This window comes from Variovorax sp. dw_954, from assembly GCF_018449755.1.
GTDB lineage: Bacteria > Pseudomonadota > Gammaproteobacteria > Burkholderiales > Burkholderiaceae_C > Variovorax.
In genome coordinates this window covers 150,327-172,280 of sequence record NZ_JAAVVD010000005.1, presented here as the reverse complement: position 1 = coordinate 172,280, position 21,954 = coordinate 150,327, and the positions used below count along the sequence as shown (strand labels likewise).

At 66.0% G+C, this 21,954-nt stretch carries 20 protein-coding genes; 8 read left to right on the top strand and 12 right to left on the bottom strand.

Annotated features, from left to right (window positions below; translation table 11 throughout):
• Positions 1–6 precede the first annotated feature (6 nt).
• Genes HB681_RS10845 through HB681_RS10835 form a run of 3 tightly spaced genes read left to right on the top strand, consistent with a single transcriptional unit; the run spans position 7 to position 2,709 of the window.
• Entirely contained in the window at positions 7–996 is a 990-nt protein-coding gene (locus HB681_RS10845) for an ATP-grasp domain-containing protein (RefSeq protein WP_213954812.1), read from the top strand.
• Positions 989–2,107 (top strand): hydantoinase/oxoprolinase family protein, encoded by a 1,119-nt coding sequence (locus HB681_RS10840; protein WP_213954811.1) that lies wholly within the window; start codon positions 989–991, stop codon positions 2,105–2,107. The genes HB681_RS10845 and HB681_RS10840 overlap by 8 nt, the downstream gene beginning before the upstream one ends.
• Positions 2,108–2,109: 2 nt before the next feature.
• Complete coding sequence (locus tag HB681_RS10835; RefSeq protein ID WP_213954810.1) at positions 2,110–2,709, top strand: aspartate kinase; 600 nt, start codon at positions 2,110–2,112, stop codon at positions 2,707–2,709.
• Between the two features lie 17 nt (positions 2,710–2,726).
• On the opposite strand, the gene HB681_RS10830 is transcribed toward HB681_RS10835, so the two are convergent.
• On the bottom strand, positions 2,727–3,680 hold the full coding sequence (locus HB681_RS10830; RefSeq protein ID WP_256734915.1) for an AraC family transcriptional regulator: 954 nt from the start codon (positions 3,678–3,680) through the stop codon (positions 2,727–2,729).
• A gap of 257 nt (positions 3,681–3,937) precedes the next feature.
• On the opposite strand from HB681_RS10830, the gene HB681_RS10825 reads away from it, so the two are divergent.
• The 5 genes from HB681_RS10825 to HB681_RS10805 all read left to right on the top strand — a co-directional run bounded on the left by HB681_RS10825 (position 3,938) and on the right by HB681_RS10805 (position 12,736).
• A complete protein-coding gene (locus HB681_RS10825) occupies positions 3,938–5,449 on the top strand; it encodes a coniferyl aldehyde dehydrogenase (RefSeq protein WP_213954808.1) in 1,512 nt (503 codons plus the stop codon).
• Positions 5,450–5,861: 412 nt separating this feature from the next.
• Entirely contained in the window at positions 5,862–7,475 is a 1,614-nt protein-coding gene (locus tag HB681_RS10820; RefSeq protein WP_213954807.1) for a GMC family oxidoreductase N-terminal domain-containing protein, read from the top strand.
• Positions 7,476–7,532: 57 nt separating this feature from the next.
• The gene (locus HB681_RS10815; protein ID WP_213954806.1) at positions 7,533–9,491 is read left to right on the top strand and encodes an alkyl sulfatase dimerization domain-containing protein; all 1,959 of its coding nucleotides are present in this window, start codon (positions 7,533–7,535) and stop codon (positions 9,489–9,491) included.
• A 42-nt stretch (positions 9,492–9,533) separates the two neighbouring features.
• Positions 9,534–11,171 (top strand): AMP-binding protein, encoded by a 1,638-nt coding sequence (locus HB681_RS10810; protein WP_213954805.1) that lies wholly within the window; start codon positions 9,534–9,536, stop codon positions 11,169–11,171.
• Positions 11,172–11,215: 44 nt separating this feature from the next.
• The gene (locus HB681_RS10805; protein WP_213954804.1) at positions 11,216–12,736 is read left to right on the top strand and encodes a wax ester/triacylglycerol synthase domain-containing protein; all 1,521 of its coding nucleotides are present in this window, start codon (positions 11,216–11,218) and stop codon (positions 12,734–12,736) included.
• Between the two features lie 50 nt (positions 12,737–12,786).
• Here the strand turns inward: HB681_RS10805 and HB681_RS38050 are convergent, their stop codons facing one another.
• The 11 genes from HB681_RS38050 to HB681_RS10750 all read right to left on the bottom strand — a co-directional run bounded on the left by HB681_RS38050 (position 12,787) and on the right by HB681_RS10750 (position 21,953).
• Positions 12,787–12,903 carry a DinB family protein gene (locus HB681_RS38050; protein ID WP_256734909.1) on the bottom strand — a complete coding sequence of 39 codons (117 nt, stop codon included), beginning with the start codon at positions 12,901–12,903 and terminating at the stop codon, positions 12,787–12,789.
• Positions 12,904–13,242: 339 nt separating this feature from the next.
• A complete protein-coding gene (locus HB681_RS10795) occupies positions 13,243–13,728 on the bottom strand; it encodes a DUF4188 domain-containing protein (RefSeq protein ID WP_213954803.1) in 486 nt (161 codons plus the stop codon).
• 77 nt (positions 13,729–13,805) lie between these two features.
• A complete protein-coding gene (locus HB681_RS10790) occupies positions 13,806–14,507 on the bottom strand; it encodes a (5-formylfuran-3-yl)methyl phosphate synthase (protein WP_213954802.1) in 702 nt (233 codons plus the stop codon).
• The gene (locus HB681_RS10785) at positions 14,504–15,121 is read right to left on the bottom strand and encodes a DUF447 domain-containing protein (protein WP_213954801.1); all 618 of its coding nucleotides are present in this window, start codon (positions 15,119–15,121) and stop codon (positions 14,504–14,506) included. Before HB681_RS10785 ends, HB681_RS10790 begins: the two co-directional genes overlap by 4 nt.
• A complete protein-coding gene (locus tag HB681_RS10780; protein ID WP_213954800.1) occupies positions 15,118–16,593 on the bottom strand; it encodes a DUF6513 domain-containing protein in 1,476 nt (491 codons plus the stop codon). The genes HB681_RS10785 and HB681_RS10780 overlap by 4 nt, the downstream gene beginning before the upstream one ends.
• Positions 16,572–17,147, bottom strand: coding sequence for a flavoprotein (locus HB681_RS10775; RefSeq protein WP_218628184.1), 576 nt, complete (start codon positions 17,145–17,147; stop codon positions 16,572–16,574). The genes HB681_RS10780 and HB681_RS10775 overlap by 22 nt, the downstream gene beginning before the upstream one ends.
• Before the next feature lie 129 nt (positions 17,148–17,276).
• Positions 17,277–17,786: a formaldehyde-activating enzyme gene (fae, locus tag HB681_RS10770; RefSeq protein WP_213954799.1), complete on the bottom strand. Its 510-nt coding sequence runs from the start codon at positions 17,784–17,786 to the stop codon at positions 17,277–17,279.
• 150 nt (positions 17,787–17,936) lie between these two features.
• A complete protein-coding gene (locus HB681_RS10765; protein ID WP_213954798.1) occupies positions 17,937–18,836 on the bottom strand; it encodes a triphosphoribosyl-dephospho-CoA synthase in 900 nt (299 codons plus the stop codon).
• On the bottom strand, positions 18,833–19,801 hold the full coding sequence (locus HB681_RS10760) for a RimK family alpha-L-glutamate ligase (protein WP_213954797.1): 969 nt from the start codon (positions 19,799–19,801) through the stop codon (positions 18,833–18,835). The genes HB681_RS10765 and HB681_RS10760 overlap by 4 nt, the downstream gene beginning before the upstream one ends.
• Entirely contained in the window at positions 19,801–20,802 is a 1,002-nt protein-coding gene (mch, locus tag HB681_RS10755) for a methenyltetrahydromethanopterin cyclohydrolase (protein ID WP_213954796.1), read from the bottom strand. Before mch ends, HB681_RS10760 begins: the two co-directional genes overlap by 1 nt.
• The gene (locus HB681_RS10750) at positions 20,799–21,953 is read right to left on the bottom strand and encodes an ATP-grasp domain-containing protein (protein WP_213954795.1); all 1,155 of its coding nucleotides are present in this window, start codon (positions 21,951–21,953) and stop codon (positions 20,799–20,801) included. The genes mch and HB681_RS10750 overlap by 4 nt, the downstream gene beginning before the upstream one ends.
• Between the last annotated feature and the right edge of the window lies 1 nt (position 21,954).

The following is a 21,954-nucleotide window of genomic DNA, read 5'->3' as shown; positions in this document are numbered from 1 at the left end:
AGGGTCATGAAGCGGATCTTCGTCTACGAACACCTGAGCGCCGGTGGAGAGATGGCCGGCGACACCGCGCAAGCGCGGCACGCCGCCGACGAACTGCTGGCCATGGGCCAGCAGATGCGCGATGCCATCGTGCTCGACCTGCTGGGCCTGGAAAATTATGACGTGACGGTCGCCACATGCAAGCGCGCTTCGACGGTGCCCCCGGCGGCGCATGCGGTCTTCGCGCGTGACGGCGAGACACCCCTAGATTTCGTCGCCCGCCACAGCCTTGCGCATGACCTGGCATGGGTGGTCGCGCCGGAAACGGACGGCTTGCTGTCGAAGTTCTGCGAGTGCGTCGGCCGCGAGCGCTGGCTGGGATGCGACGGCCCCGCGATCGCGCTGACAACCCGCAAGCGCAGCACACTGCTGCGGCTGGCCGATGCCGGCATCGCCACCCCGCTGGCGTTCGAGGGCGCGGCCGATATCACCCGCTGGGTGGTCAAGCCGGACGACGGCGCCGGTGCCGTCGCCACCAGCCTGCACCACACCCGAGCCGCGGCGGTGAACGCGTCCCGCCATGCACCCGCCAGCGCAGCGATGGAGATCGAGCCCTGGGTCGAGGGCGAGGCGCTCAGCCTGTCGCTTCTCTGCAGCCGCGGCGGCACGGAACTGCTGAGCGTCAACCGCCAGCACCTGACCATCGATGCCCAGGGTGTGGTCTCGTTCCTCGGGGTCGATGTCAACGTCATGGCTGCGACCGACGACCGCATCGCCACCCTCCGCGCGCTGGCCGAACGCATCGGCCGCACCGTATCCGGACTGCGCGGCTTCGTCGGCGTCGATGTGGTGTGGCACGCGCAGCGCGGTCCGGTAGTGATCGAGATCAACCCGCGGGTGACCTGCGCCTATGCCGGCTTGTCGCATTCGCTGGGCCGCAACCTGGCGCGCGAGGTCATCGCCGCGCATGGCCACGGCACCGCGCCGGCCGACGCCCAAAGGGTGGTCCATGCCTGAGCGCACCGTCATCGGCTGGGACATCGGCGGGGCTCACGTCAAGGCCTGCATGCTGCAGGGCGGCGAAGTGCGCGACGTGGCGCAGTGGGCCTGCCCGCTGTGGCTGGGCATGGACCGGCTCGATGCCGTCCTGCATGCCGCGCGCCAACGCTGGCACGGAATGGCGGCGGCGCGGCATGCGGTCACGATGACTGGCGAGATGGTCGACCTGTTCGCGAATCGTGAAGACGGCGTGTGCAGGATCGCGGGCGAACTGGCGCGCTCGCTCGAATCCCCCGCTGCTTCAGCCCGCGGCCCCGGCTCCTTGCACTTCTTCGCGGGCGACGCCGGATGGGGCCGCGTCGCCGACGTGCCTGCCCTGTGGGACGCCATCGCGTCGGCCAACTGGCTCGCCACCGCACGCCATGCCGCGTTGCGCTACCACACCGGCTTGCTCGTGGACATCGGCAGCACGACCACCGACCTGATCGCCTTCCGCCACGGTCGCGTGCTCGCGCCCGACCGCACCGATGCCCAGCGCCTGGCCAGCGGTGAACTGGTCTACCACGGCGTGGTGCGCACGCCGCTGTGCGCGCTGGCCCATCGCATCGACTGGCGCGGCACGCCGCACAACGTGATGAACGAGTTCTTCGCGACCACCGCCGACGTCTACCGCCTCACCGGCGAACTCGACCCGGCGCACGACCAGCACCCCAGCGCCGACAGCGCGCCCAAGGACCTGGACGCAACCCGCCAACGATTGGCCCGCATGATCGGCCTCGACAGGCGCGATGCAACCGATGACGAATGGCTGGCCTTCGCGCGCAGGTGGCGAGCCGCGCAGATCGCCCTGCTGGCCGACGAGATGCGCCGCGTGATCGTGACGCACGGCCTGGACGACGACGCGGTCATCGTCAGCGCCGGCTGCGGCGCATTCCTGGTCGGCGATCTCGTCGCGCAGGCCACGGCCGACGCACCGCTGCCACGCGCCACCCACCGCCAACTCGCCTATGGCCGAGACGTCGCCCGCGTCGCAGCGCCCGCCGGCACGGAGCGCCAGGTGATGCAGGACTGGGCCCAGGTCTGCGCCCCCAGCGTGGCCGTGGCCGCGCTCTTCGACATGGACCCCTGAGCATGTGGATCGTCAAGCTCGGCGGCAGCCTCACCACCAACCCCCTCCTCCCTGCATGGCTCAGCCTGCTGGCCGATTGCGGTGGCGGGCGCGTCATCGTGGTCTGCGGCGGAGGCGCCTTCGGCGATGCAGTCCGGCAGGCCCAGGCGCACTGGCGCTTCAGCGATCTCAATGCGCACAACATGGCCATCCTGGCGATGGCGCAAACCGCCTACCTGATGCATGGCCTCAATCCCGCGCTGCAACTCGTGCGGACCAAGACCGACATCCGCCGCGTGCTGCACAAGGGACAGACGGCCCTGTGGCTACCCTTCGAACTGCAACGCGAACGCGGCACCGCCCAGACCAACTGGAACGTCACCTCCGACAGCATCGCGCTGGAACTCGCGCAACGGCTGAACGCGGAACGCCTGGTGGTGGTGAAGTCCTGCGCCATCGACCCACGCCTGAGCCTGGCGCAATTGACGGAGGCCGGCATCGTCGACCGCAGCTTCGGCGGGCTGTCGGAGAGCGCGGTGTTTCCGATCGACATCGTTCGCCACGATGAGCTGGAGCGCATTCGGGGGCTGCTGCTGGGGGGCGTGCGGTTCGTCGAGAACTGAAAGGGTCCTGGCGTCGATCAATGGCGGCGCGCCCGGTAGTACGCCGTCGTCCGCCCGGTCCACTTCTTGAATGCCTTGCGGAAGTTGGAGACATCGGAAAAGCCGCTGCGTTCGGCCACCTGCTCCACCGACATCGTCGTGCGCTCCAGATACTCGATCGCCAGGCGCCGCCGCACGTCATCAATGACGTCCTGGTATCGGCAGCCTGCTTCCATCAGGCGCCGCTGCAGCGTGCGGGTCGATTGGTTCAGCCGGCTCGCCATGTCCTCCAGCCCGGGAATGCCGCCCACGCTGTTCAGGCATGCCTCCTTGATCTGCTTGATCAACTCGTGCTCTCCGCGAATGTCTTCGAGCATTCGCGCGCAAAAGCCAGTGGAGACCTCGGCCATGATCGGATTGGCGGCGGGCAGCGGCAGGTCGAGCATGGACGCGTCGAAATGCCATTGCATGACGGGCGCATCGAACTCGACGGGGTAGCCAAGGAATTCGGAGTACCGGTGCGCATGCGCCGGCGCCGGATACGGCAGCAACAGGCGGTGCGCATCGAAGGTCCGACCCAGGGTGTGGGAGATCAGGCTCTGCATCGAGCCGAACCAGAACTCGCTGGCGATGGGCAGCAGGTCATCAAGGTCGATGGTGTCGTGCCCCTCGAATATGGCCACATCCCCCTCGACCCGGAAACTCTTCTCGATCACCGGCCCCGCGAGGCGAACGTGCCGAATGCCAAAGTCGATCGCCTTGCCGAAGGTTGCGCTGCTGAGGATTGCATAGCCGAACACTCCCAAGTCTGAAATGCGCTGGCGCTGGCCAGCCATCAGCCCGATGGCCGGGTCCGGCGTGAACCGCTGGACATTGCTGAACAACTTGATCTTCTGGCGCACCGAGATGCGCGCCTGGCTGTCGCCCAGCAGGTTGGGCGAGATGCCGGTCCCTGCGAGCAATGTCCGTGCAGGCACCCCCAGTTCCGCCATCGTTTCCACCAGCGCCCGCAAGCCCAGCATGCTGTGCAACGGCGTTTCCATCTCGCTGCCATAGCGCGCCACCGTCGGCACCGCCGACAGCTTTTGGCGAATAGTCTCTTTCTGCAGCACTCCATCCCTCCGCGACAAGTTGGCGGATTTTCACCCAAAACTGTCGGTGTTGAACCTAGGCGTCTACCCCACGAGCTTCGAGAATTCGTGCTCAAAGTGGCGTCCGCCCGGGCGTCCTCACCATCCCGGAGACATTCATGCAAAGCAGCCCATTGGCCACACCAGTGGCCGCGAACGAACGCGTCGCGCGCCTGTTCGCCATGCAGCAAGCCGCCTTCCTGGCGGAGCCCTCGCCGAGCCTCGGAGAACGGTTGACGCGCCTGAAGGCGATCAAGAAGCAGCTCACGCGCTACCAGGACGTGCTGGCAGAAGCCATGAGCCGCGACTTCGGACACCGCGCGCACGCCGAGTCAAAGATGCTGGACCTCCTGGGCTCGATGATGGAAGTGAACCATGCCATCTCGCACCTCAAGCGCTGGATGAAACCCAGCCGCCGCTCGACGGAATTGCTCTTCCTGAGCAACAGCGTCAAGGTGATGTACCAACCCAAGGGTGTCGTCGGCGTGATCACGCCATGGAACTTCCCGATCTACCTGTCGATCGGCCCGGCAATCGCCGCGATCGCCGCCGGCAACCGGGTCATGATCAAGATGCCCGAGGCCACGCCGGCCACCAATGCAGTGCTCAAGAAGTTGTTGGCCGAAGTGTTCACCGAGGACGTGGTGGCAATGGTCGGTGAAGAGTTGCTCGACCCCAACGTCTTCACGTCGCAACCCTTCAACCACATCGTCTTCACCGGATCGCCCGGGGTCGGCAAGATCGTGATGCGCACCGCCGCTGCCAACCTGACGCCGGTCACACTGGAGTTGGGCGGCAAATCGCCCGCGCTCGTGAGTCGCAACTACCCTGTCGCCGATGCCGCCAAGCGCATCACGCATGGCAAGGCGACCAATGCCGGACAGATTTGCGTCTCGCCCGACTACGCGCTCGTGCCGCGCGAGCGCGTGGACGAATTCATCGGCGGCGTGCGCAAGACCTTCCAGGGATTCTTCAAGGGCAAGACCGCAGGCAACGCGGACTTCACCGAGATCGTCGACGACCGCCAGTTCCAGCGCATCCAGCGGCTGCTTGACGATGCGCGCGCGAAGGGCGCGCACATCGAATCCTGCGGACCGGCGCCGGTCGGCAAGAGTCGCGCACTGCCGCTGCAGATCGTCACCAACCTCAGCCCCGACATGCTGGTGATGACCGAAGAACTGTTTGGTCCGCTGCTGCCGGTCGTGCCCTACGACACGATGGACGATGCGATCCGCTACATCAACGAGCGCGAGCGGCCGTTGGCGCTGTACTGCTTCAGCCACGACAGTGCGGAGCGCGACAAGCTCCTCACGCGAACGCACTCGGGCGGTGTCTCGGTTAACGACTGGGGTTGGCACGTGGTCAACCATGACGCCCCCTTCGGTGGCATCGGCAATTCAGGCATGGGCAACTACCACGGCGAAGAAGGCTTCCGCGAGTTGTCGCATGCGAAGACGGTGTTCAAGCGCCATCGGTTCTTCCCCGTCGACTTGTTCTATCCGCCGTACGGGACCTTCGTACAGCGCCTGACGATGAAGTTCTTCCTGGGCAACCCCGACACTGGCCTGGGCGCGTCGAGCCACGGCAGCGCCGCCACTGGAGGTGCATCGCATCTCCAAAAGCAACATTGAGACCTTGATGAGCCGGAATCCAACGGCACCGGGCATTTAGCAGCTTCCATGTCGCATATGACGCAGAAAACAGAACGCGCCACAGCATGGGCAAAGGGCTGCATCGCTTCCAGGCTGTCGCGCCCGAACCGATCGGTGCGCGCCCTGTTTCGAATCGAAATCTCGCGTGCAAAAGTTCAACGCCTGCGGGCAGTCGAAGCCCTTATGATGCCGACGTTCTGCGGCGGCGACAGGAACGCTTCGACCGTGATGTCTGTCGGGAAACGAGTGGACAGCACCCAGGCGCGCACGTTGAGAGTACGGCCGGTGACCGCCGCGAATAACTATTCATACAGGGAGGACACTCAATGAGACACCGGGATACCACATCGGTTGGCGCAAGCTTCGCACCGCGCGCCACGAGGAGGCCATCATGAGCATCGAAGAGTTCGACTATGTCGTCGTGGGAGGCGGCTCTGGCGGATGCGCTGTCGCATCGCGCCTGACGGAAGACCCCAACGTCTCGGTTTGCGTGCTCGAAGCTGGCACGGCCGACAACAGTGTCTTCATCCATGCGCCGGCCGGGCTGATCGCCATGATGCCGACCAAGTACAAGAACTGGGCTTTCAAGACCGTCCCCCAGAAGGGACTCAACGGTCGCCAGGGCTACCAGCCGCGAGGCAAGGTATTGGGCGGCTCCAGTTCGACCAATGCGATGCTGTACGTGCGCGGCAACCGCTGGGACTACGACAACTGGGCTGCGCTCGGCAACGCCGGCTGGTCTTACGACGAGGTGCTGCCGTACTTCAAGCGTTCCGAGAACAACGAGACCCACCGCAACAGTGCCTATCACGGCACCGGTGGTCCCCTGAACGTGGCGGAGCTGCGTGCTCCCAGCGCGATCAACAAGGCATTCCTGGCGGCCTGCGCGATGAACGGCGTGCCCCACAACCCCGACTACAACGGGGAGGACCAGTTCGGGTCCTTCATGTACCAGGTCACGCAGGTCAACGGCGAGCGCTGCAGCGCGGCCAAGGCCTACATCACGCCGCACCTGTCGCGGCCCAATCTCGCGATCCGCTGCAACGCGACGACTTCGCGCATCGTCTTCGAAGGCAAGCGCGCACGCGGCGTCGCCTACACAGTCGACGGCGCCGAGAAGGAAGTGCGCGCGCGCCGCGAGGTCATCCTCGCCTCAGGTGCATTCGGCTCGCCGCAACTGCTCATGCTGTCGGGCATCGGCCCTGGCGCCGACCTGCAGCGCCTGGGCATCCCGGTGCTGCACGACCTCCCTGGCGTCGGGCAGAACCTGCAAGACCACATCGACCATATCCAGAGCTACAAGACCAGCAGCAGCAAGGACACCTTCGGACTGTCGCTCGGCGGCTCGGTCCGCCTGACCGGCGCGATGGCCGACTGGCGGTTCAACCGGCAAGGCGTCATCACCTCCAACTACGCCGAGGCCGGCGCGTTCCTGAAGTCCTCGCCCGAGCTCGATCGGCCCGACCTGCAAATGGTTTTCGTCGTGGCGGTGGTGGACGACCACGGCCGCAAGATGCACATGGGCCACGGGTATTCCTGCCACATCGAGCTGCTGAACCCGCGCAGCCGCGGCACAGTAAAGCTGGCGAGCCGCGACGTGCACGCGGCACCGCTCATCAATCCGAACTTCCTCGATGACGAGCATGACCTCGACGTGATGGTCAAGGGCGTGCAGAAGCAGATGGCCATTCTCGAAGCCAGCCCGTTCAACCCGTACCGCGGCAAGATGAACTATGCGGTCGACCGCAACGACGTCAAGGGCATCGCACAAGACATCCGCAGTCGCGCCGACACCCAGTATCACCCGGCCTGCACCTGCAAGATGGGCCCTGACAGCGACCCGATGGCGGTCGTCGATGCGCGCCTTCGCGTGCGCGGCGTCGAAGGCCTGCGCGTGGTCGACGCGTCGATCATGCCGGTCGTCTGCGCCGGCAACACCAACGCCCCGACCATGATGATCGGCGAGAAGGGCGCGGACATGATTCGCGCCGATGCACGCGCCTGACATTTGTTTTTTATCAACCGCTGACTACCAACTATTTCAATCAAGGAGACGATAGTCATGAAGAACTTCAAGCCCACACTGGTCGCCGCACTCGTTGCAGTGGCCTTCGCGGGACAGGCATTCGCGCAAGCGCAAAAGCCCGCCACGCAAGCCACGATCCGCGCCAACCAGGCCATTGCCCAAAGCATGACCATGGACGACAAGACCGACAACGAAGAAGCCAATCGCGGCTTCATCGCGAACCTGCCCGACCCGCTCGTCAAGGACGGCAAGGGCCAGACCGTCTGGGACGTCAACCGCTTCGCCTTCATGAAGGGCGATGCACCCGCCACCGTCAACCCGAGCCTGTGGCGCCAGGAAAAGCTCAACAACGCGAGCGGCCTGTTCAAGGTCACCGACGGCATCTACCAGATCCGTGGCCTTGACCTCGCCAACATGACGCTGGTCGAGGGCAACACCGGCTGGATCATCATCGACCCGATCTTCACCGCCGAAATGTCCAAGGCGACCTTGCAGTTCGCCATGGAAAAGCTGGGCAGCAAGAAGCCGGTCGTGGCCGTGATCTACACCCACAGCCATGCGGACCACTTCGGCGGCGTGCGCGGCGTGGTCAGCGAGGACGACATCAGGGCCGGCAAGGTCAAGGTCATCGCACCCGATGGCTTCATGGACAACTCCATTGCCGAGAACGTGCTGGCCGGGAACGCGATGACGCGCCGCGCCACCTACCAATTCGGCGTCGGCCTCGACGCCAACGAACGCCAGGCCGTGGGCGGCGGCCTGGGCAAGGCGCTGAGCTACGGCACGACGGGCCTGATCCCGCCGACCGACACCATCACCAAGACCGGCCAGGAAATGACCGTGGACGGCGTTCGCATCGTCTTCCAGATGGCGCAGAACTCCGAGGCACCGTCGGAAATGATGTTCTATTTCCCCGACAAGAAGGCTCTGTGCGCGTCTGAAGTGATCACCAAGACGATGCACAACCTCTACACCATCCGCGGCGCCAAGATCCGCGACTCGCTGGCGTGGAGCAAGTACATCAACTCGGCGCTCGACCTGTATCCTGACGCGGAAGTCGTCTTCGCCAGCCACCACTGGCCGACCTTCGGCAAGGACAACATCCGCAAGTTCATCATCGACCAGCGCGACACCTATCGCTTCATGCACGACTACGCCATCAACCTCGCGAACAAGGGCGAGACATTGGATGAGGTCGGCGATGCCAAGTTCTTCCCCAAGGGCCTGGCGGCGGATTCGAGCACGCATGGCTACTACGGCACCCTCAGCCACAACCTGCGCGGCGTGGTCCAGTCCTACCTCGGCTTCTACGATGGCAACCCCTCGACGCTGAACCGCCTGCCCCCGGTCGACCTGTCCAAGCGCTATGTCGCCGCCATGGGTGGCGAGAAGGCTGCCTTGAAGGTCGCGCAGAAGGCCTTCAACGACGGGGACTATCGCTGGGCCGCCGAAGTCACGAACCGCGTCATCTTCGCCAATCCGAACAATGCCGCGGCCAAGGCACTCGGCGCCGACACGCTCGAGCAACTGGGCTACCAGTCCGAAGGCGGTACCTGGCGCAATGCCTACCTTGTGGGTGCGCGCGAACTGCGCGAAGGCGTCATCAAGCCGCCGACGAACACCCAAAGCCCTGACGTCGTTCGTGGCATGGACAACGAGCTGCTGTTCGACTTCGTCGCACTGCGCCTGAACCATGAGAAGACAGACGGCATGAAGGCCAACATCCAGATGGAGTTCACCGACCTGAAGGAAAACTGGGCGCTCGAACTGTCGAACTCAGTGCTGAACAACACCAAGGGTCGCGTGCTGAAGAATCCGGACGTCAAGCTCACGCTGACCCGCCCTGCATTCCTCGCCATGCTGCTGCAGGGCAAGAAGCTGCCTGAACTGGTGGAAGCCAAGATGGTCACCGTCGAAGGCAACCCGCAAGTGCTGGCCAACGTGTTCGCGAACGTCGAGACCTTCGACAAGTTCTTCAACATCGTGACGCCCTGATTCACGCGCTTCAAGACTCAAGACTATTCGGAGACAACAAAAATGGCACAACGACACTGGCTCGCTTCCTACGGCAAGGTTCCCCACGACATCAACCCCGACGCCTACAGCTCGGTCGTCCAGATGCTCGAGCAGGCGATGAAGCAGTACGCCGACAAAACGGCCTTCGTTTCCTTCGGCCAGCGACTGAGCTTTGCCGATGTGGACCGCTTGTCGGCTCAGTTCGCGAGCTACCTGCAGCGGGAACTTGGCGTGAAGAAGGGTGACCGCATCGCGGTCATGATGCCCAACCTGGCCGCCTTCCCCATCGTGTTCTTCGGCATCGTGCGCGCCGGCGCCGTGCAGGTGAACGTGAACCCGCTCTACACGCCGCGCGAACTGGGTCACCAGCTCAACGATGCGGGCGTCAAGACCGTCGTCATCTTCAACGGCTCGACGGCCACGCTGGCCGAGATCGTCAAGGACACGCCGGTCACGACCATCATCACCGCCGGCCCTGGCGACGGCCTGCCGAACAGCGCGCTGCCGGCGCCTGCCATCGATGCGCGCCTCACCGGTACTGTCGCGCTGGGCACCATCCTGAGCGAAGGCAAGCCGACCGACTACGTCGCACCCACACTCACCGGCGACGACCTGCTGTTCCTGCAGTACACCGGCGGCACCACGGGCCTGTCGAAGGGCGCATGCCTCTCGCACCGCAACCTGGTCGCCAACACCGAGCAGTACAAGGCCTTCATGCAGGAGACGCTGCGCCCCGGTGAAGACGTCATCGTCACGGCGCTGCCGCTGTATCACATCTTCGCGCTGATGGTGAACCTGATCACCTACTTCTCGCTCGGTGCGGAGAACTGGCTGGTGGCCAACCCGCGCGACATCGACGGCCTGATCCAGACCTTCAAGGATTCGAAGATTTCGGTCTTCGCGGGCGTGAACACGCTGTATGCGGGCCTGGCTGCACATCCCAAGCTCAAAGAAGTCGACTGGTCGCACCTGCGCCTGTCGGTGGGCGGCGGCTCCGCCGTGATCCCGGCCACTTCCAAGCGCTGGCAGGAAGTCACGGGCAAGCTGATTCTGGAGGGCTACGGCCTGTCGGAGACCAGCCCGGTGCTGTCGCTGAACGTGCCTTTCATCAAGGAGTTCTCCGGCACCACGGGCCTGCCCTTCCCCTCGACGCACATCAAGCTGATCAACGCCGACGGCAACGAAGCGGCGCTGGGCGAATCCGGCGAGATCTGCGCCAAGGGTCCACAGGTCATGAGCGGGTACTGGGAAAAGCCTGAAGTCAACGCCGCGGCCTTCACGGAGGACGGCTACTTCCGCACCGGCGACGTCGGCGTGTTCGACGAGCGCGGCAACCTGAAGATCGTGGACCGCATCAAGGACATGATCATCGTGTCGGGCTTCAACGTGTACCCGAACGAGATCGAGGCCGTTGCCACTTCATGCCCCGGCGTGGCCGAGTGCGCATGCATCGGCGCGCCTGACGCGAAGACGGGCGAAGCGATCCAGCTCTTCGTGGTGGCGAGCCCCGGCGCGACCCTCACGGAAGCAGATGTGATCGCGCATTGCCGCACCGCGCTGACCGGCTACAAGGTGCCGAAGGTGGTTCGCATCATCGAGGCACTCCCCAAGTCGACGGTCGGCAAGATCCTCCGGCGCGAGTTGCGCGGCGTAGCCTGAAGGCCGCGCCGGCAACAACCCACAAAGCGCATAAGAGACAAGCCATGCCCGCCCTGTCCATCATCGACCTTGCGATGTTCGTGCTCGAAACGCCCGAACGTCCCTTCAACATCGGTCCGTTGATCCTGCTCGATCCGCCAGCGCGCGGACGCGCAACCTTTGCCGATCGCCTGGTGGCCGGGATGCTCAAGCGACCGCCTGGCGTCCCGTTCAACTACAAGCTTCGCGTGCCGATGCTTGGCATGCCGTCGCTTGAGATCGACGCGGATCCCGACATCGCGTCGCACGTGCACCGCATCACGCTTGCGGCGCCCGGCGATTTTGGGCAGCTGTCCGCGAAGGTCTGCGAGTTGCACGAGACGCGCCTTGACCGCTCGCGGCTGCTGTGGGACCTGTACGTGATCGATGGCCTCGAAGGGGGCAAGGTCGCGCTGTACGGCAAGACCCACCACGGCATCATCGATGGCCGCGGCTTTGTGCAGGCGATCTCGAACTGGCTGGCGCTGTCGGACACGGATCGGTCGGTGCGTGCGATGTGGGAGGCCCTACCGACGCGAGCCAGGGAAGACGGTGTTCGAGCCTCCGTCGGCCAGCGCTTGACCAAGCTGCTGGGCGGGGTGAAAGGCACGGCATCGTCGGCCGTCGGGGTGTACGGCATGCTCGGACAGCAATGGCTGAAGGCGCTCGGACTGGGCGCGAAGGGAATGTCCTTGCCTTTCACGGGCATTCCCCGAGCGCTCCGTGGTCGGGCTTCGTCCAAACGCTCGTTCGCGTTTACGACGCTGCCCATTCGCGACATGAAGGCATTCGGCAAGGCCCACGGCGCAACACTGAATGACCTCTTGCTCGTGTGCCTGGATATTGCCCTCGCGCGCTACCTGCGCGATCAGGGTCAAAAGCCTGGCAAGGCACTGGTGACGGCGATGCCCATTGCCCTCGCCAATGCGGATGGGGGCAATCAGATTGCGGTCCTGCAGTTCCCGCTGGGCGCGCCTGAGCTGAGCGCCCGGGAGCGGCTCGACGCGATCCATGCGGAGACCGAAACCATCAAGAGCGTCATCAACAAGTCGACGAACGACACGGTGATGCTCTACACGACGCTCGTGCACGGCCTGCCGGCGCTGGTCGAAAAAGCAGGCCTGAAACGTGGCTTGTCGGTCAGCAACCTGATGGTGTCGAACCCCTTTGGCTTCCCGGAGAAGCGCTACCTCATGGGAGCACCGGTCGAGATGGTGCTGCCGATTTCGGTGGTGCCTGCAGGGCAGTTGCTGAACGTCACCGCCGTGTCCCTGGGCGAACGCCTGCAGATCGGCTTTCTCGCGATGCCGGAGGCTGTTCCGGACATTGAAAAGCTGGCGCGCTACACCTCGGAAGCGTTCGACGATCTGGTCAGAGACATTGCGAAGCCCGCAGTCAAAGAACAGGCACAAGAAGCGCCAGCCGCAGAAGCAGCGCCCAAGCGCCCGAGGGCGCCGCGCAAGGCGCCCGAAGGCCGTGTCGTGGCGGCGAAGAAGGCGGCACGTCCGCGGGCGCGTCGACCCGCCAAGCAGCCGGCCACGAGCTGACGGACCGACCACCCTCGCACGGCTGCGGGGGTGGCCGCGACTGACTGAGCCTATCTCTGCACTCCATCGCGCAAATAGACTGGAAGGTCCATCACAGGCAGCTTCAATCCAACCTGATACAGCAGGTCCGCAACATACCCGCGGTGATAAGTCTTGTGGTTGACCATTGATCTATCGCCAACTGAGACTCGCAAAGGCTGCTAAGCACTGGCACCGAATCGCTCGTCCGCGATGTGAATCCATGTGGAACGCCTTCGAGATGAGCTTTCCAGATCTGATCAACGATGTTGGCGTGATTCACGCGTTCCAATGATGCTGCGAAATCCCGTTGGAAGCGTTCGAGTTGGTACGTCGCTCGGCAGCGTGTCGAGGAAAGCGAACAGCCTCTGATTTTCCCCAAGCGTTATACCGCGCCAGGATCTGGATCTTCTGAGCAATCGCCATGACTTGCCTGCTAACGTTTGACTTGAGCGGAACGCAGTAGGCAGGTCAGCTTGAAGAAAGGGTTACAGCGCACTGCCGCCGCGCACACCCATGCGAGAGGCTGCCGTTTGCTTGCCGGCCATTGCGGGGTAAACCGAACCCACCTTTCCCAAGCCGAACGGAGGCATGTTGACATAGATGTTCTCGTAGGTCCCAGGCGACGCGACATAGGTTTCATGCCAGATGCCTACGGAGCCGTTGGTTCCGACGGCCTTGTTGAACGCGCGCCACGCGGGCAGGTGCACAGCTTCCTTGTTTCGTGCATAGGCCAGCAACTGGTCAAGGGTGCGCCAGTATTGAACCATGATCGTGGTGCGACCAAACCAGGATTCGGCGTGGAGAAATCCCAATTCGGGTTTCTCGTAGAGTTCCTTGATCATGCGCGGCATCGCCGTCGCGACCGGCAACCACTTGTGAACCATGACGAGGCTGTTTATGCGCATGCCGATCATGAACACAACGAACGGTTCGTCGAGGGATGCGGCAAGTCGTTCATTGCGCGTGATCATGGAATGAACTCCCTCGTGCGTTCTTTAGAGGCAAACCTAAAAAATCTCGGCTGCACCGCCACGCGCCGCATCGAGCCTCACGAATCCACAACAGCTTCCGCGGCACGCCCGCGCATCAACACGCCCAGCGCCCGCAACCGTTGCGGGTCGAGTGCGGTGCTCCGGTCCCCCACGCAGACTGCCGTCCTGAAACCAGCGAAGTCGGGCGCCAGTTCTTGCAGCAAGGGCGCGTGCGTGGCGCGCAACGCACCTGCCAGCCCGACCATCACTCCCTCCCCGCGCACCGCGTCGACGAACTCCCGCAGCACCTGCATCGGCAGCACATCGAACAAGCTCCCGGCCCGCTTGTCGAAGGTGTCGGCCATCACGCCGGGGAAGCGCAGCGCGCAGGCGTGGGCCACGTGCGCCATGTCCAACCCGCGGTCTGCAATGAACACCGGAACGATGGGCCAGCCGCTCGCCGCCAGCGCATCCAGCACCGCCGGCGCATGCGAGTCGCGCTCGATGCCGACCTTCACGTAGTCAACGCCGCAGCCACCCACGGCATCGACGCACGCCGCGATGCGTTGCGCCTCGTGCATCGGCACATCACCGATGGTGGCGCTCACGAGCAAGCCGCTGCGATGGCGTCGCAGCGCGACGACGATCTCGCGGATGGTGGTCACCGGCAGGCCGCCCAGCGCACCCGCGCCGGGCTCCTTCAGGTCGATGAAGTCGGCGCCGCCGTCCGCGGCCAGCAAGGCTTCCTCGACGCTTCGAACACTGACGAGCATTTTCATGACGACGGTCTCCCGGTGATTTCGGCGGCAGCAGCGGCGGTGGTGGCAGCAGCTTTCTCGCGGTGCAGACGCACCGCCTCGACGAGCCAGCCCCAAGCCTCGTGCTCCGCCAGCCCCGCGGTCTTGTCGATGGCAATCTGCAGGTAGGCCATCTCGCTGTCGATCTTCTGCGGCGGCAGCATGTGCAGCCGGCTGATGAGCACCGCGCCTTCGAGCACGGCGGCCTGCGCACGGTTGAAGCCGATGAAGCTGGCATGCACGGCCTCGTGGACGCGTGCCATGTTCAGCACAGGGCGTTGTGCATCGTCGCGCATATCGTCCAGTTGCAGTTCCACATGGCTCAGGGCGCAGTCGAGGCGCACCCCTGCGATCCGCTCGGCCGGCTGGGTCGGCCAATCGCGGCGGCCTGTCACGCAGCCAGCGAAGACGCGCGTATCGGTCACGATGTTGAGCACCGCGCAGCGCGTCACGATGATGTTGTCGAAGGTGGTCGAGGGTCGGAACGGCATCAGCACGACATGCTCGCCGCGGTAGCGCACACCCATCGGCGCAACGTGCTTGCGGCCGTCAGGCGCGAGCGTCGTCACCACGGTTTCGAAGATCACGTCGTTCATTTCTTGCAATCTCCATGCGACCTGTCGGAGGAAGGCTCCGAGCCTTCCGTTGCGGTCTGTGGATTCATGGGCGCCTCGGTGGTCTTGCGTCGCGTCGCCAGGGTCGTGCCCGGCGCACACCAGGCTTTCGCATCCTCGGGGGCGCGTTCGACGGCGCAGCCCCAGTCCAGCGGCTGGTCCTGCACATAGCGCTTGCCGAGCTTGTGCGCGATCTCGGCATGCGCCAGCTCCACCCCCATGTAGAAGGCATGGGCCGCATCGTCCTCGAGCCCGAGCCGCGGCCACAACTCGAAGGCGCCCTGCCCCGTCCGCAGGCCGTTGCGGTTGTAGACATGCAGGCCGCGGGCGGACACCTGCACGCGGAAATTGGGGTCGCGCACCTGCGCGGCAGTCGCTTCGATCTCTTCGGGCGTGTCCAGGAACGGGCGCTTGGCATGCACGGTCATCAGCGCATCGCTCATGCCCTTGGGCAGGGTCTGGTGGCGGCGCGCGGCATGCATGATGCGCCGCGCCCAATCGGCTTCCTTCACGGCGCGCCGGGCATGGTTGCTGACCTGCGTGGTGAGCACGGCGGCCACGTCGAGTTCTGCGCAGATGCCGAACAGCAATGCGTTGATGCCGCTCGTGTCCGCCTCTGTCAGCTCGGTCAGGTTGCCCACGCCCATCATGATCGGCGCCTCGGGAAAACACTCGCGCAGCCGGTGGTAGCGCACGATGGAGGTCGCAAAGCCGAAGGGGATCGGCTCCAGGATCGGGTCGGCCAGGAACTCACGGCCCTGCCGCTGCATGCGTTCGATGGCTTCATGCAACGAAGCTTCATCGGCCGGTGTGCGAGGGATCAGCACGGGCACGGAGGCCACCTCGTCGGCCACCCAGAGCGTGTCCAGGTTCAGGCTCAGCAGGTAGTCGGCGCCGGCACGACCGCCGCGCAGCAACTCGTCCGCATCGACCGAATCGACGCTCACCCGAAAGCCCTCCGCCTTCAAGGCCTGGATGCTTTCTGCGAGGTGGCCGAAGCGCGTCTCCGGCAGGCAACCCAGGTCGATGACATCGGCGCCATCGGCGCGCAGGCTGGCCGCGCGCGCAAGGATGTCGGCCACGCCAAGTCGCGGCGCATCGACGATCTCGGCAAAGATCGCGACCTCGAATTCGTCCAGCGCGATCGGATGGGCGACGCGGTTGAAGAACAGCGGCAGGTCCTTCAGTTCCTCGGGGCCGCGCTGCACCGGGACGCCGAAGTGCTGCGACAGCGCGTCCATGTCGCCGCGGCAGCGACCCGGCACGACGATGCGATCGATGCCAGCAATAGGCAGCGGCACCCGGCGGCGGACCATGTCGGCAGTCATGAGCCCCGCAACCTGCAAGCCCAGGTCGCGTGCTTCCCAGGTGAAGGGCGCAAGCGCAATCTGCGCCAGCACCCGCTCCAGGCTCGGCCGCGCGAGGTGCCCGGTCAGGAAGAGGATGTGTTCCATGCGAGCGCGAGTTCCTGCAGCCGGGCGTCGAGCGCCGCCTCCAGTTCTGCGGGCGAGGCGACGACCTGGCAGAAGTCGATCTGCCGCAATCTGTCCACGTTGTCCAGTTCGATGCGCCTCGGTCGCAGCGTGACCCATTTGTGCGGCGACTTGGTGACGACCACCGGCTCGGTATCGCATGCGAACACGATGCCCGGGATGCCGAGCTTGCCGGCCTGCGCGAACATGTTGCTCGGCAGCGTGTCGCTGATGCCGAAGGCGCACTTGGCGACCGTATTGCTGGTGGCCGGCGCGACGACGACCGTGTGATAGACGTCGTCGTACAGCATGCCGACCGGCACGCCGCTGGCGGTCTTGTCGCGGAAGACGCGGAAGCGCGGCTTCAGTTCGTCGACGTGCAGCTTGTAGATCTCCAGCACTTCCTCGCCGGCTGCGGAGAGGAACAGGTCGACATTGGGCAGGCGCGCGGCCAGGGCCATCGACTCGTCGAGGAAATGCCCGGAGCCGGTGATGCACCAGGCGAAGCGCGAACGCGGCTTCGAATGCTCGCCCAGCGAACCATCGCCGGGCGCGGGCCCGGCAACGTCGCTGATCTCTGTGGTTTCGCGGTGGTTGCTCTGGATGGGAGACCTCGGTGTCGAATGGCGCCGAAGTCCCGGGCCGGAGCGAGCTGTGACGGAGGACTAGTTCGCCGCGAAAGGATGGCTCACGGTGCCCTTCTTGGCAACCACTTCCGCTGCCGTCGGCGAGCCGGCGACCGCGCGCTTGATCGATTCCTTGGTGGCTTCGTAGTTGAACTGCTGGATCTTCTTGTCGTCGTCGGCCTGCCAGTGGATGAACACGCCGACGCAGACGAACAGGTTGTCGGCCTCGTCCGCGGGGATGGTGCCGTCTTCGACGCAGTCGGCCACGGCCATGGCCACCGCGCGCTGCGCCGGGCCGAACATCTGGACGGCCTGCTTGGCGCCCTTGATCGTGACCTTGTTGAACATCACGGTGGCAGGCTTGGCCAGCAGGTTGGGTGCGACTACTGCCAGCAGCGTGGTGAAGCCGTCTTTCTGGTTGGTCAGCGCGTTTGCGAACGCGGTTTCCGCGGGGCTGCCGCGCGGTCCGATGATCAGGTCGATGTGGGCCACTTCGTTGCCCTCGCCGACGAGCGATTCACCCACCATCATGCGATCGATTTTTGCCATGGCTGTTTGTCTCCAGGATGCGTTTTGGCCAGAAATACACCGGCCCCATTGGCCCGTGCGAGACATCGGATATCACTTTCCGTGCCACCCGCGCCGCGAGGGCGTCACCGCGGTCGCGCGCTTCCGCGGCGCGGCGTCGCGGGCCTCGCTTCAGGGTCGTACCAGCCCGGCCAGGAGGAGCGCCGCCACCGTCAGGTCGGCCGTGGTGCCGGGGTTGATGCGGCGGGCCTTGAGCGCATCGTCCCAAGCCGCGAAATCGGGATCGGCATCCAGGCTGGCTGCGCCGCCCGCGCTGGCCTGCCAGCCCTGCGCCGCAGCCATGACACTGTGTGCCACGGCCTCGCCATGAATCCGAACAATGTGTGAATCCGGAATGCCGCCGAGCAGCGCGAGGTAGAGGCGCTGCACCGCAGCGGTCGTGCGGGCGCCGGCCGCATCCCCCTGCGCCATCGGCAAGAGCGAGAACGCTCCGCCAAGCGAGTCCGTTGCCAGGTCAAGGAGCGCGCCATAGCCGTCCCGGTACAGGCGCGCGATGGTGTCCCGGTCGGCCGCCAGCGCCATCGCCTCGCGCAGGCCGATGCTCGGCGGCTGCCGCACATCCTGCTCTGGCGCCGAACCCAGGCCGCCGGGATGGGCGCGCGCAATGGCGCGATAGGCGGCTTGCGCATCGCACAGGTCGAGCGCCTGCAGCACCTCCTCGACGGCGGCCTGCAGGCGGGCGGCGGACCCGATGGCATCGGGCGCCAGTTCGACCGCGCGGGCGATTGGCGCGCACAGCAGCAGGATGCCCAGGTTGGTGTTGCAGCCGGCCACTGCCCAGGTGGCCTCGACCGCGCCCTCGATCCGCTCGCCCACCGTGGCACCGGGCTTGAACAGCGGCCTGGCCGCGGCCTGCGCGCTGGCAATGAAGAGTTCGGCCGTCATGCGGTGGCCCGGCGATGCGAAGCTCACATTGCCCGGCTTGCGCACGGCCACGTCGAGTTCGCAGGCCCTCAGGAAGCAGTCCCTGGCATTCTGCGTTTCGCGCGCGAGGGCAGCGATGCCATTCATGCCCGACGCGGCACTTGCGAGCGAACGACACCGTCTGCGGGCGCGAGCCTGCGCCCCAGCAGGTCGTCGACCAGCGCGGCGGCGATGTTGAAGCCGGTCACGCGCTGCAAACCCTGCCAGGCGGCGACGCCATTGACTTCGATCACCTGGATGCCGCCCCTGGCCTTCGCACCCGTGCGCGGCGGTGACGGCATCAGGTCGACACCGGCGTAGTCCATACCCAGGGCCTGTGCGGCGCCTTGGGCCAGCTGCGCGAGTTCGGTCGTCAAGACCGCCGGCTCGCAGCGTGCGCCTTGCGCGACGTTGTGGATCCAGTGCGCGCTGACCCGCCGCATCGCGGTGACGGCGCGCCCGCCGATCACCAGTACCCGCCAGTCGAAGCCCGGGCTCGTCTGTGCCGGCAGGAAGCGCTGCAGGTAGGCCAGCCCGCCATAGGCCGCGCCGATATCGGGCAAGGCATGGTGAACCCCCGCCACTTCGCCCACCAGCCGCAGCCCCTTGCCCTGCGAACCGAACAGCGGCTTGAGCACCAGTGCATGGCCGGCCGCGCCCTCGCGGATCGCGATGCGCTGCGCCTGCGCCAGCGATTCGGTGGCCCAGGTCGGCGGCGTGGGGATGCGCGCGGCATGCAGCAGCAGGCTGGTCATCGACTTGTCGACGCTGCGTTCGATGGCCCGCGCGTCGTTGTAGACGGGCACGCCGAGTTCACGCAGCGCATGCAGCACGCCGAGGCGCTTGGTGACCTGCTCGAAGCTGCCACCCGCGATGCCGCGCACCATCACCGCTTCGGGCAGTTCCCGCCCGAAGCCGGGGATGACCAGCCCATGCCAGGCGGCCGTCGTGTCGATCCTGCAGTCCGCCAGGTCGATGCACCGTCCGACGCAGCCTCGCGCACGCAGCGCCGCCTGCAGCTGGCGGGTGTGCCAGCCGATCTCGTCGGTCATGATGGCGACCGCCAGGCCCATCAGGCTTCCTTGCCCCACAAGCCGAGCAACAGTTGCATGTCCAGCCCGCCTGCATGCCAGGTGTTGCCGCTGTCGAGGTTGCTGACCCAGACCTCGGCCGGCGCGAACAGCGCGCCGTCGATCTTGTAGAAGTCGTAGTCGGCGGCCTTGAAGATGTCGGCGAAGGAACGGCCGTGATCGGCGGAGTTGCGCGAGGGCAGGTTCCGGGCGAGCGCGCGCGCCGCCCCGTCGTCGCCGCGAACGGTGAGGTGCACGCGCCCGCCATACAGGATCGCGTCGTTGGTCCGGCCCATGGCTTCCACGCCGTCGGGGCTGGGCGCGGGCAACGGCGCGGCGCCCGAGCCGCCCACGATGTCGCCGGCCGCGAAGCCCAGCTGGTGCGCCTTGTGCAGCGCCGTCTCCAGCACCCGCGCCACCACCTGCGTGGTGCCGGCCAGGCTGCTGGTCGGCGTGAGGATCAGCGTCAACGCATCCGCACTCAGGCGGCAGTCGCGCAGCAGCTTGTCGATGATCACGCGGGGCGGCGCACGGTCGACTTCCATGACCAGCACGCCCGTGTCCGCGCTGTCCCGGTAGCCGATCTCATAGAACAGCGTCTCCTTGGCCGCAAGCGCGCGCGCCGGGCCGGAACCGAGCGCGAAGAACTTCTTGCCGCCCGTCTCCTCCTTGCTCGCCGCCAGGCTCCAGCCCGCGTACTGGCTGCCCATGCAGGCCAGCACCGGCTGCGCGCTTCGCACCTCGATCCAGGTCGGCCAGCCTTCCAGCCCGCCCGTGGCCAGGTGCGCCTGGCCGAGGCCGCCCATGCAGATCTCTCCGATCAACAGGCCCGCCGCCACGCTGCCGCGCACCGCGATGCCCGCGTCGACGATGCAGACGCCGGATTCGTCGCGACGCACCTGAACGTCGAGCAACTCGGCCTGCGCGCGCAGGCGCTCCACGAGCGGACGGGCGAGCGCGTTGACGCTGGGCTTCGACGCGGGCGGCGCCGGGTGGTCGGTCATTGGGAAGTCTCCAGGGAGAGGTGCACGGCCTCGCGGCGGCGCCGCAGCATGGCGTACACCTCGTCGGCATTGGAACCGCTGGCGCTGACGCTGCACACCGGTTCACCGGCCTGGAACTGCATGGGGGCGTTGGGCAGGTCATGGCAGTCGGCATGGCCGGCCAGGCGCTTCGCCGCGGACTCGTCCAGCGAGACCGGATGCCTGGCATAGATGATCTCGGTGCCTTGCACGGGGATGTTCCCGACGTGCGACGGCCATTGCGGCAGCTCGCCCTGGACGCACGCGCGGACATGCGCCGACATCATGCCCGGGGCTGCCGACAGGCGGCGCAAGCGCCGGTAGAGCCCCATGCTCAGGGACGGTCGCGGGTTGACTTCGAGCACGTGGACGACATCGCCATCGAGCATGAAGTCCAGGCTGCCCAGGCCGCGCAGCGAGAAGGCCGCGGCCAGGGCGCGCACGGCGCCAGTGATCCCGGCGCCCACGTCGGCAGGCAGCGGCACGGGGCCGACCGCGCCGCAGAACACGAAGGGGCAGCCGGCCATGGGCCGCACGATCAGGTGATTGAAGCCGAGCACATCGGCGTCGCTTCCGTTGGCGATGAAGGTCGCCGACATGGGCCGGCCCTGGACCTCGCGCTGGAAGTAGTGATGGTCCGTCAGCTCGCCGCAAGTGCCCGCTGCCGCAAGTCGACGGATGTGCCAGCCGCCGCACGCCAGCGCGTCCTTGACCAGCCAGCCGGTCGCGTCCTCCGGCGCATCCACGCGAATCGCGGGGTGTGCAATTCCCTGTGCATCCAGGAATCCGAAGAAGGATTGCGGATCCCGCACGCGCCGCACGGCTTCGGCCTGCGTCCCGATCAGCGGCAGCAGCGCCGCGCCACGCTCCAGCAGGTCAGGCCGGCCCTCGAAGCCGGGGCCTGCGATCCAGGCCGTTGCGCGCTCCTGCCGGGCGAGCGCGGCCAGCGCCGACAGCAGCAGCGCGTCGTCGATGCGCATGCTCGACGCATCGCCGATGCGGATCCACTCCTCGCTCGCGCGCCGCGTGTCGGCATCGCCGAACAGGTCGAGCGCCACCACGTCGATGTCGTCGTCACGCGCCGACTCCGCCAGCATGCGCGCGGAGATGGCAGCCACAGCCAGCGCAGTCATC

Coding starts and splice junctions, on each gene's coding strand:
- HB681_RS10840 (WP_213954811.1), top strand. CDS start 989: ATGCCTGAGCGCACCGTCATCGGCTGGGACATCGGCGGGGCTCACGTC.
- HB681_RS10790 (WP_213954802.1), bottom strand. CDS start 14,507: ATGAAAATGCTCGTCAGTGTTCGAAGCGTCGAGGAAGCCTTGCTGGCC.
- HB681_RS10795 (WP_213954803.1), bottom strand. CDS start 13,728: ATGATCACGCGCAATGAACGACTTGCCGCATCCCTCGACGAACCGTTC.
- HB681_RS10820 (WP_213954807.1), top strand. CDS start 5,862: ATGAGCATCGAAGAGTTCGACTATGTCGTCGTGGGAGGCGGCTCTGGC.
- mch (WP_213954796.1), bottom strand. CDS start 20,802: ATGACCGACCACCCGGCGCCGCCCGCGTCGAAGCCCAGCGTCAACGCG.
- HB681_RS10750 (WP_213954795.1), bottom strand. CDS start 21,953: ATGACTGCGCTGGCTGTGGCTGCCATCTCCGCGCGCATGCTGGCGGAG.
- HB681_RS10810 (WP_213954805.1), top strand. CDS start 9,534: ATGGCACAACGACACTGGCTCGCTTCCTACGGCAAGGTTCCCCACGAC.
- HB681_RS10825 (WP_213954808.1), top strand. CDS start 3,938: ATGCAAAGCAGCCCATTGGCCACACCAGTGGCCGCGAACGAACGCGTC.
- fae (WP_213954799.1), bottom strand. CDS start 17,786: ATGGCAAAAATCGATCGCATGATGGTGGGTGAATCGCTCGTCGGCGAG.
- HB681_RS10835 (WP_213954810.1), top strand. CDS start 2,110: ATGTGGATCGTCAAGCTCGGCGGCAGCCTCACCACCAACCCCCTCCTC.
- HB681_RS38050 (WP_256734909.1), bottom strand. CDS start 12,903: ATGGTCAACCACAAGACTTATCACCGCGGGTATGTTGCGGACCTGCTG.
- HB681_RS10805 (WP_213954804.1), top strand. CDS start 11,216: ATGCCCGCCCTGTCCATCATCGACCTTGCGATGTTCGTGCTCGAAACG.
- HB681_RS10765 (WP_213954798.1), bottom strand. CDS start 18,836: ATGAATGGCATCGCTGCCCTCGCGCGCGAAACGCAGAATGCCAGGGAC.
- HB681_RS10830 (WP_256734915.1), bottom strand. CDS start 3,680: ATGGCGGAACTGGGGGTGCCTGCACGGACATTGCTCGCAGGGACCGGC.
- HB681_RS10845 (WP_213954812.1), top strand. CDS start 7: ATGAAGCGGATCTTCGTCTACGAACACCTGAGCGCCGGTGGAGAGATG.
- HB681_RS10815 (WP_213954806.1), top strand. CDS start 7,533: ATGAAGAACTTCAAGCCCACACTGGTCGCCGCACTCGTTGCAGTGGCC.
- HB681_RS10785 (WP_213954801.1), bottom strand. CDS start 15,121: ATGAACGACGTGATCTTCGAAACCGTGGTGACGACGCTCGCGCCTGAC.
- HB681_RS10780 (WP_213954800.1), bottom strand. CDS start 16,593: ATGGAACACATCCTCTTCCTGACCGGGCACCTCGCGCGGCCGAGCCTG.
- HB681_RS10760 (WP_213954797.1), bottom strand. CDS start 19,801: ATGGGCCTGGCGGTCGCCATCATGACCGACGAGATCGGCTGGCACACC.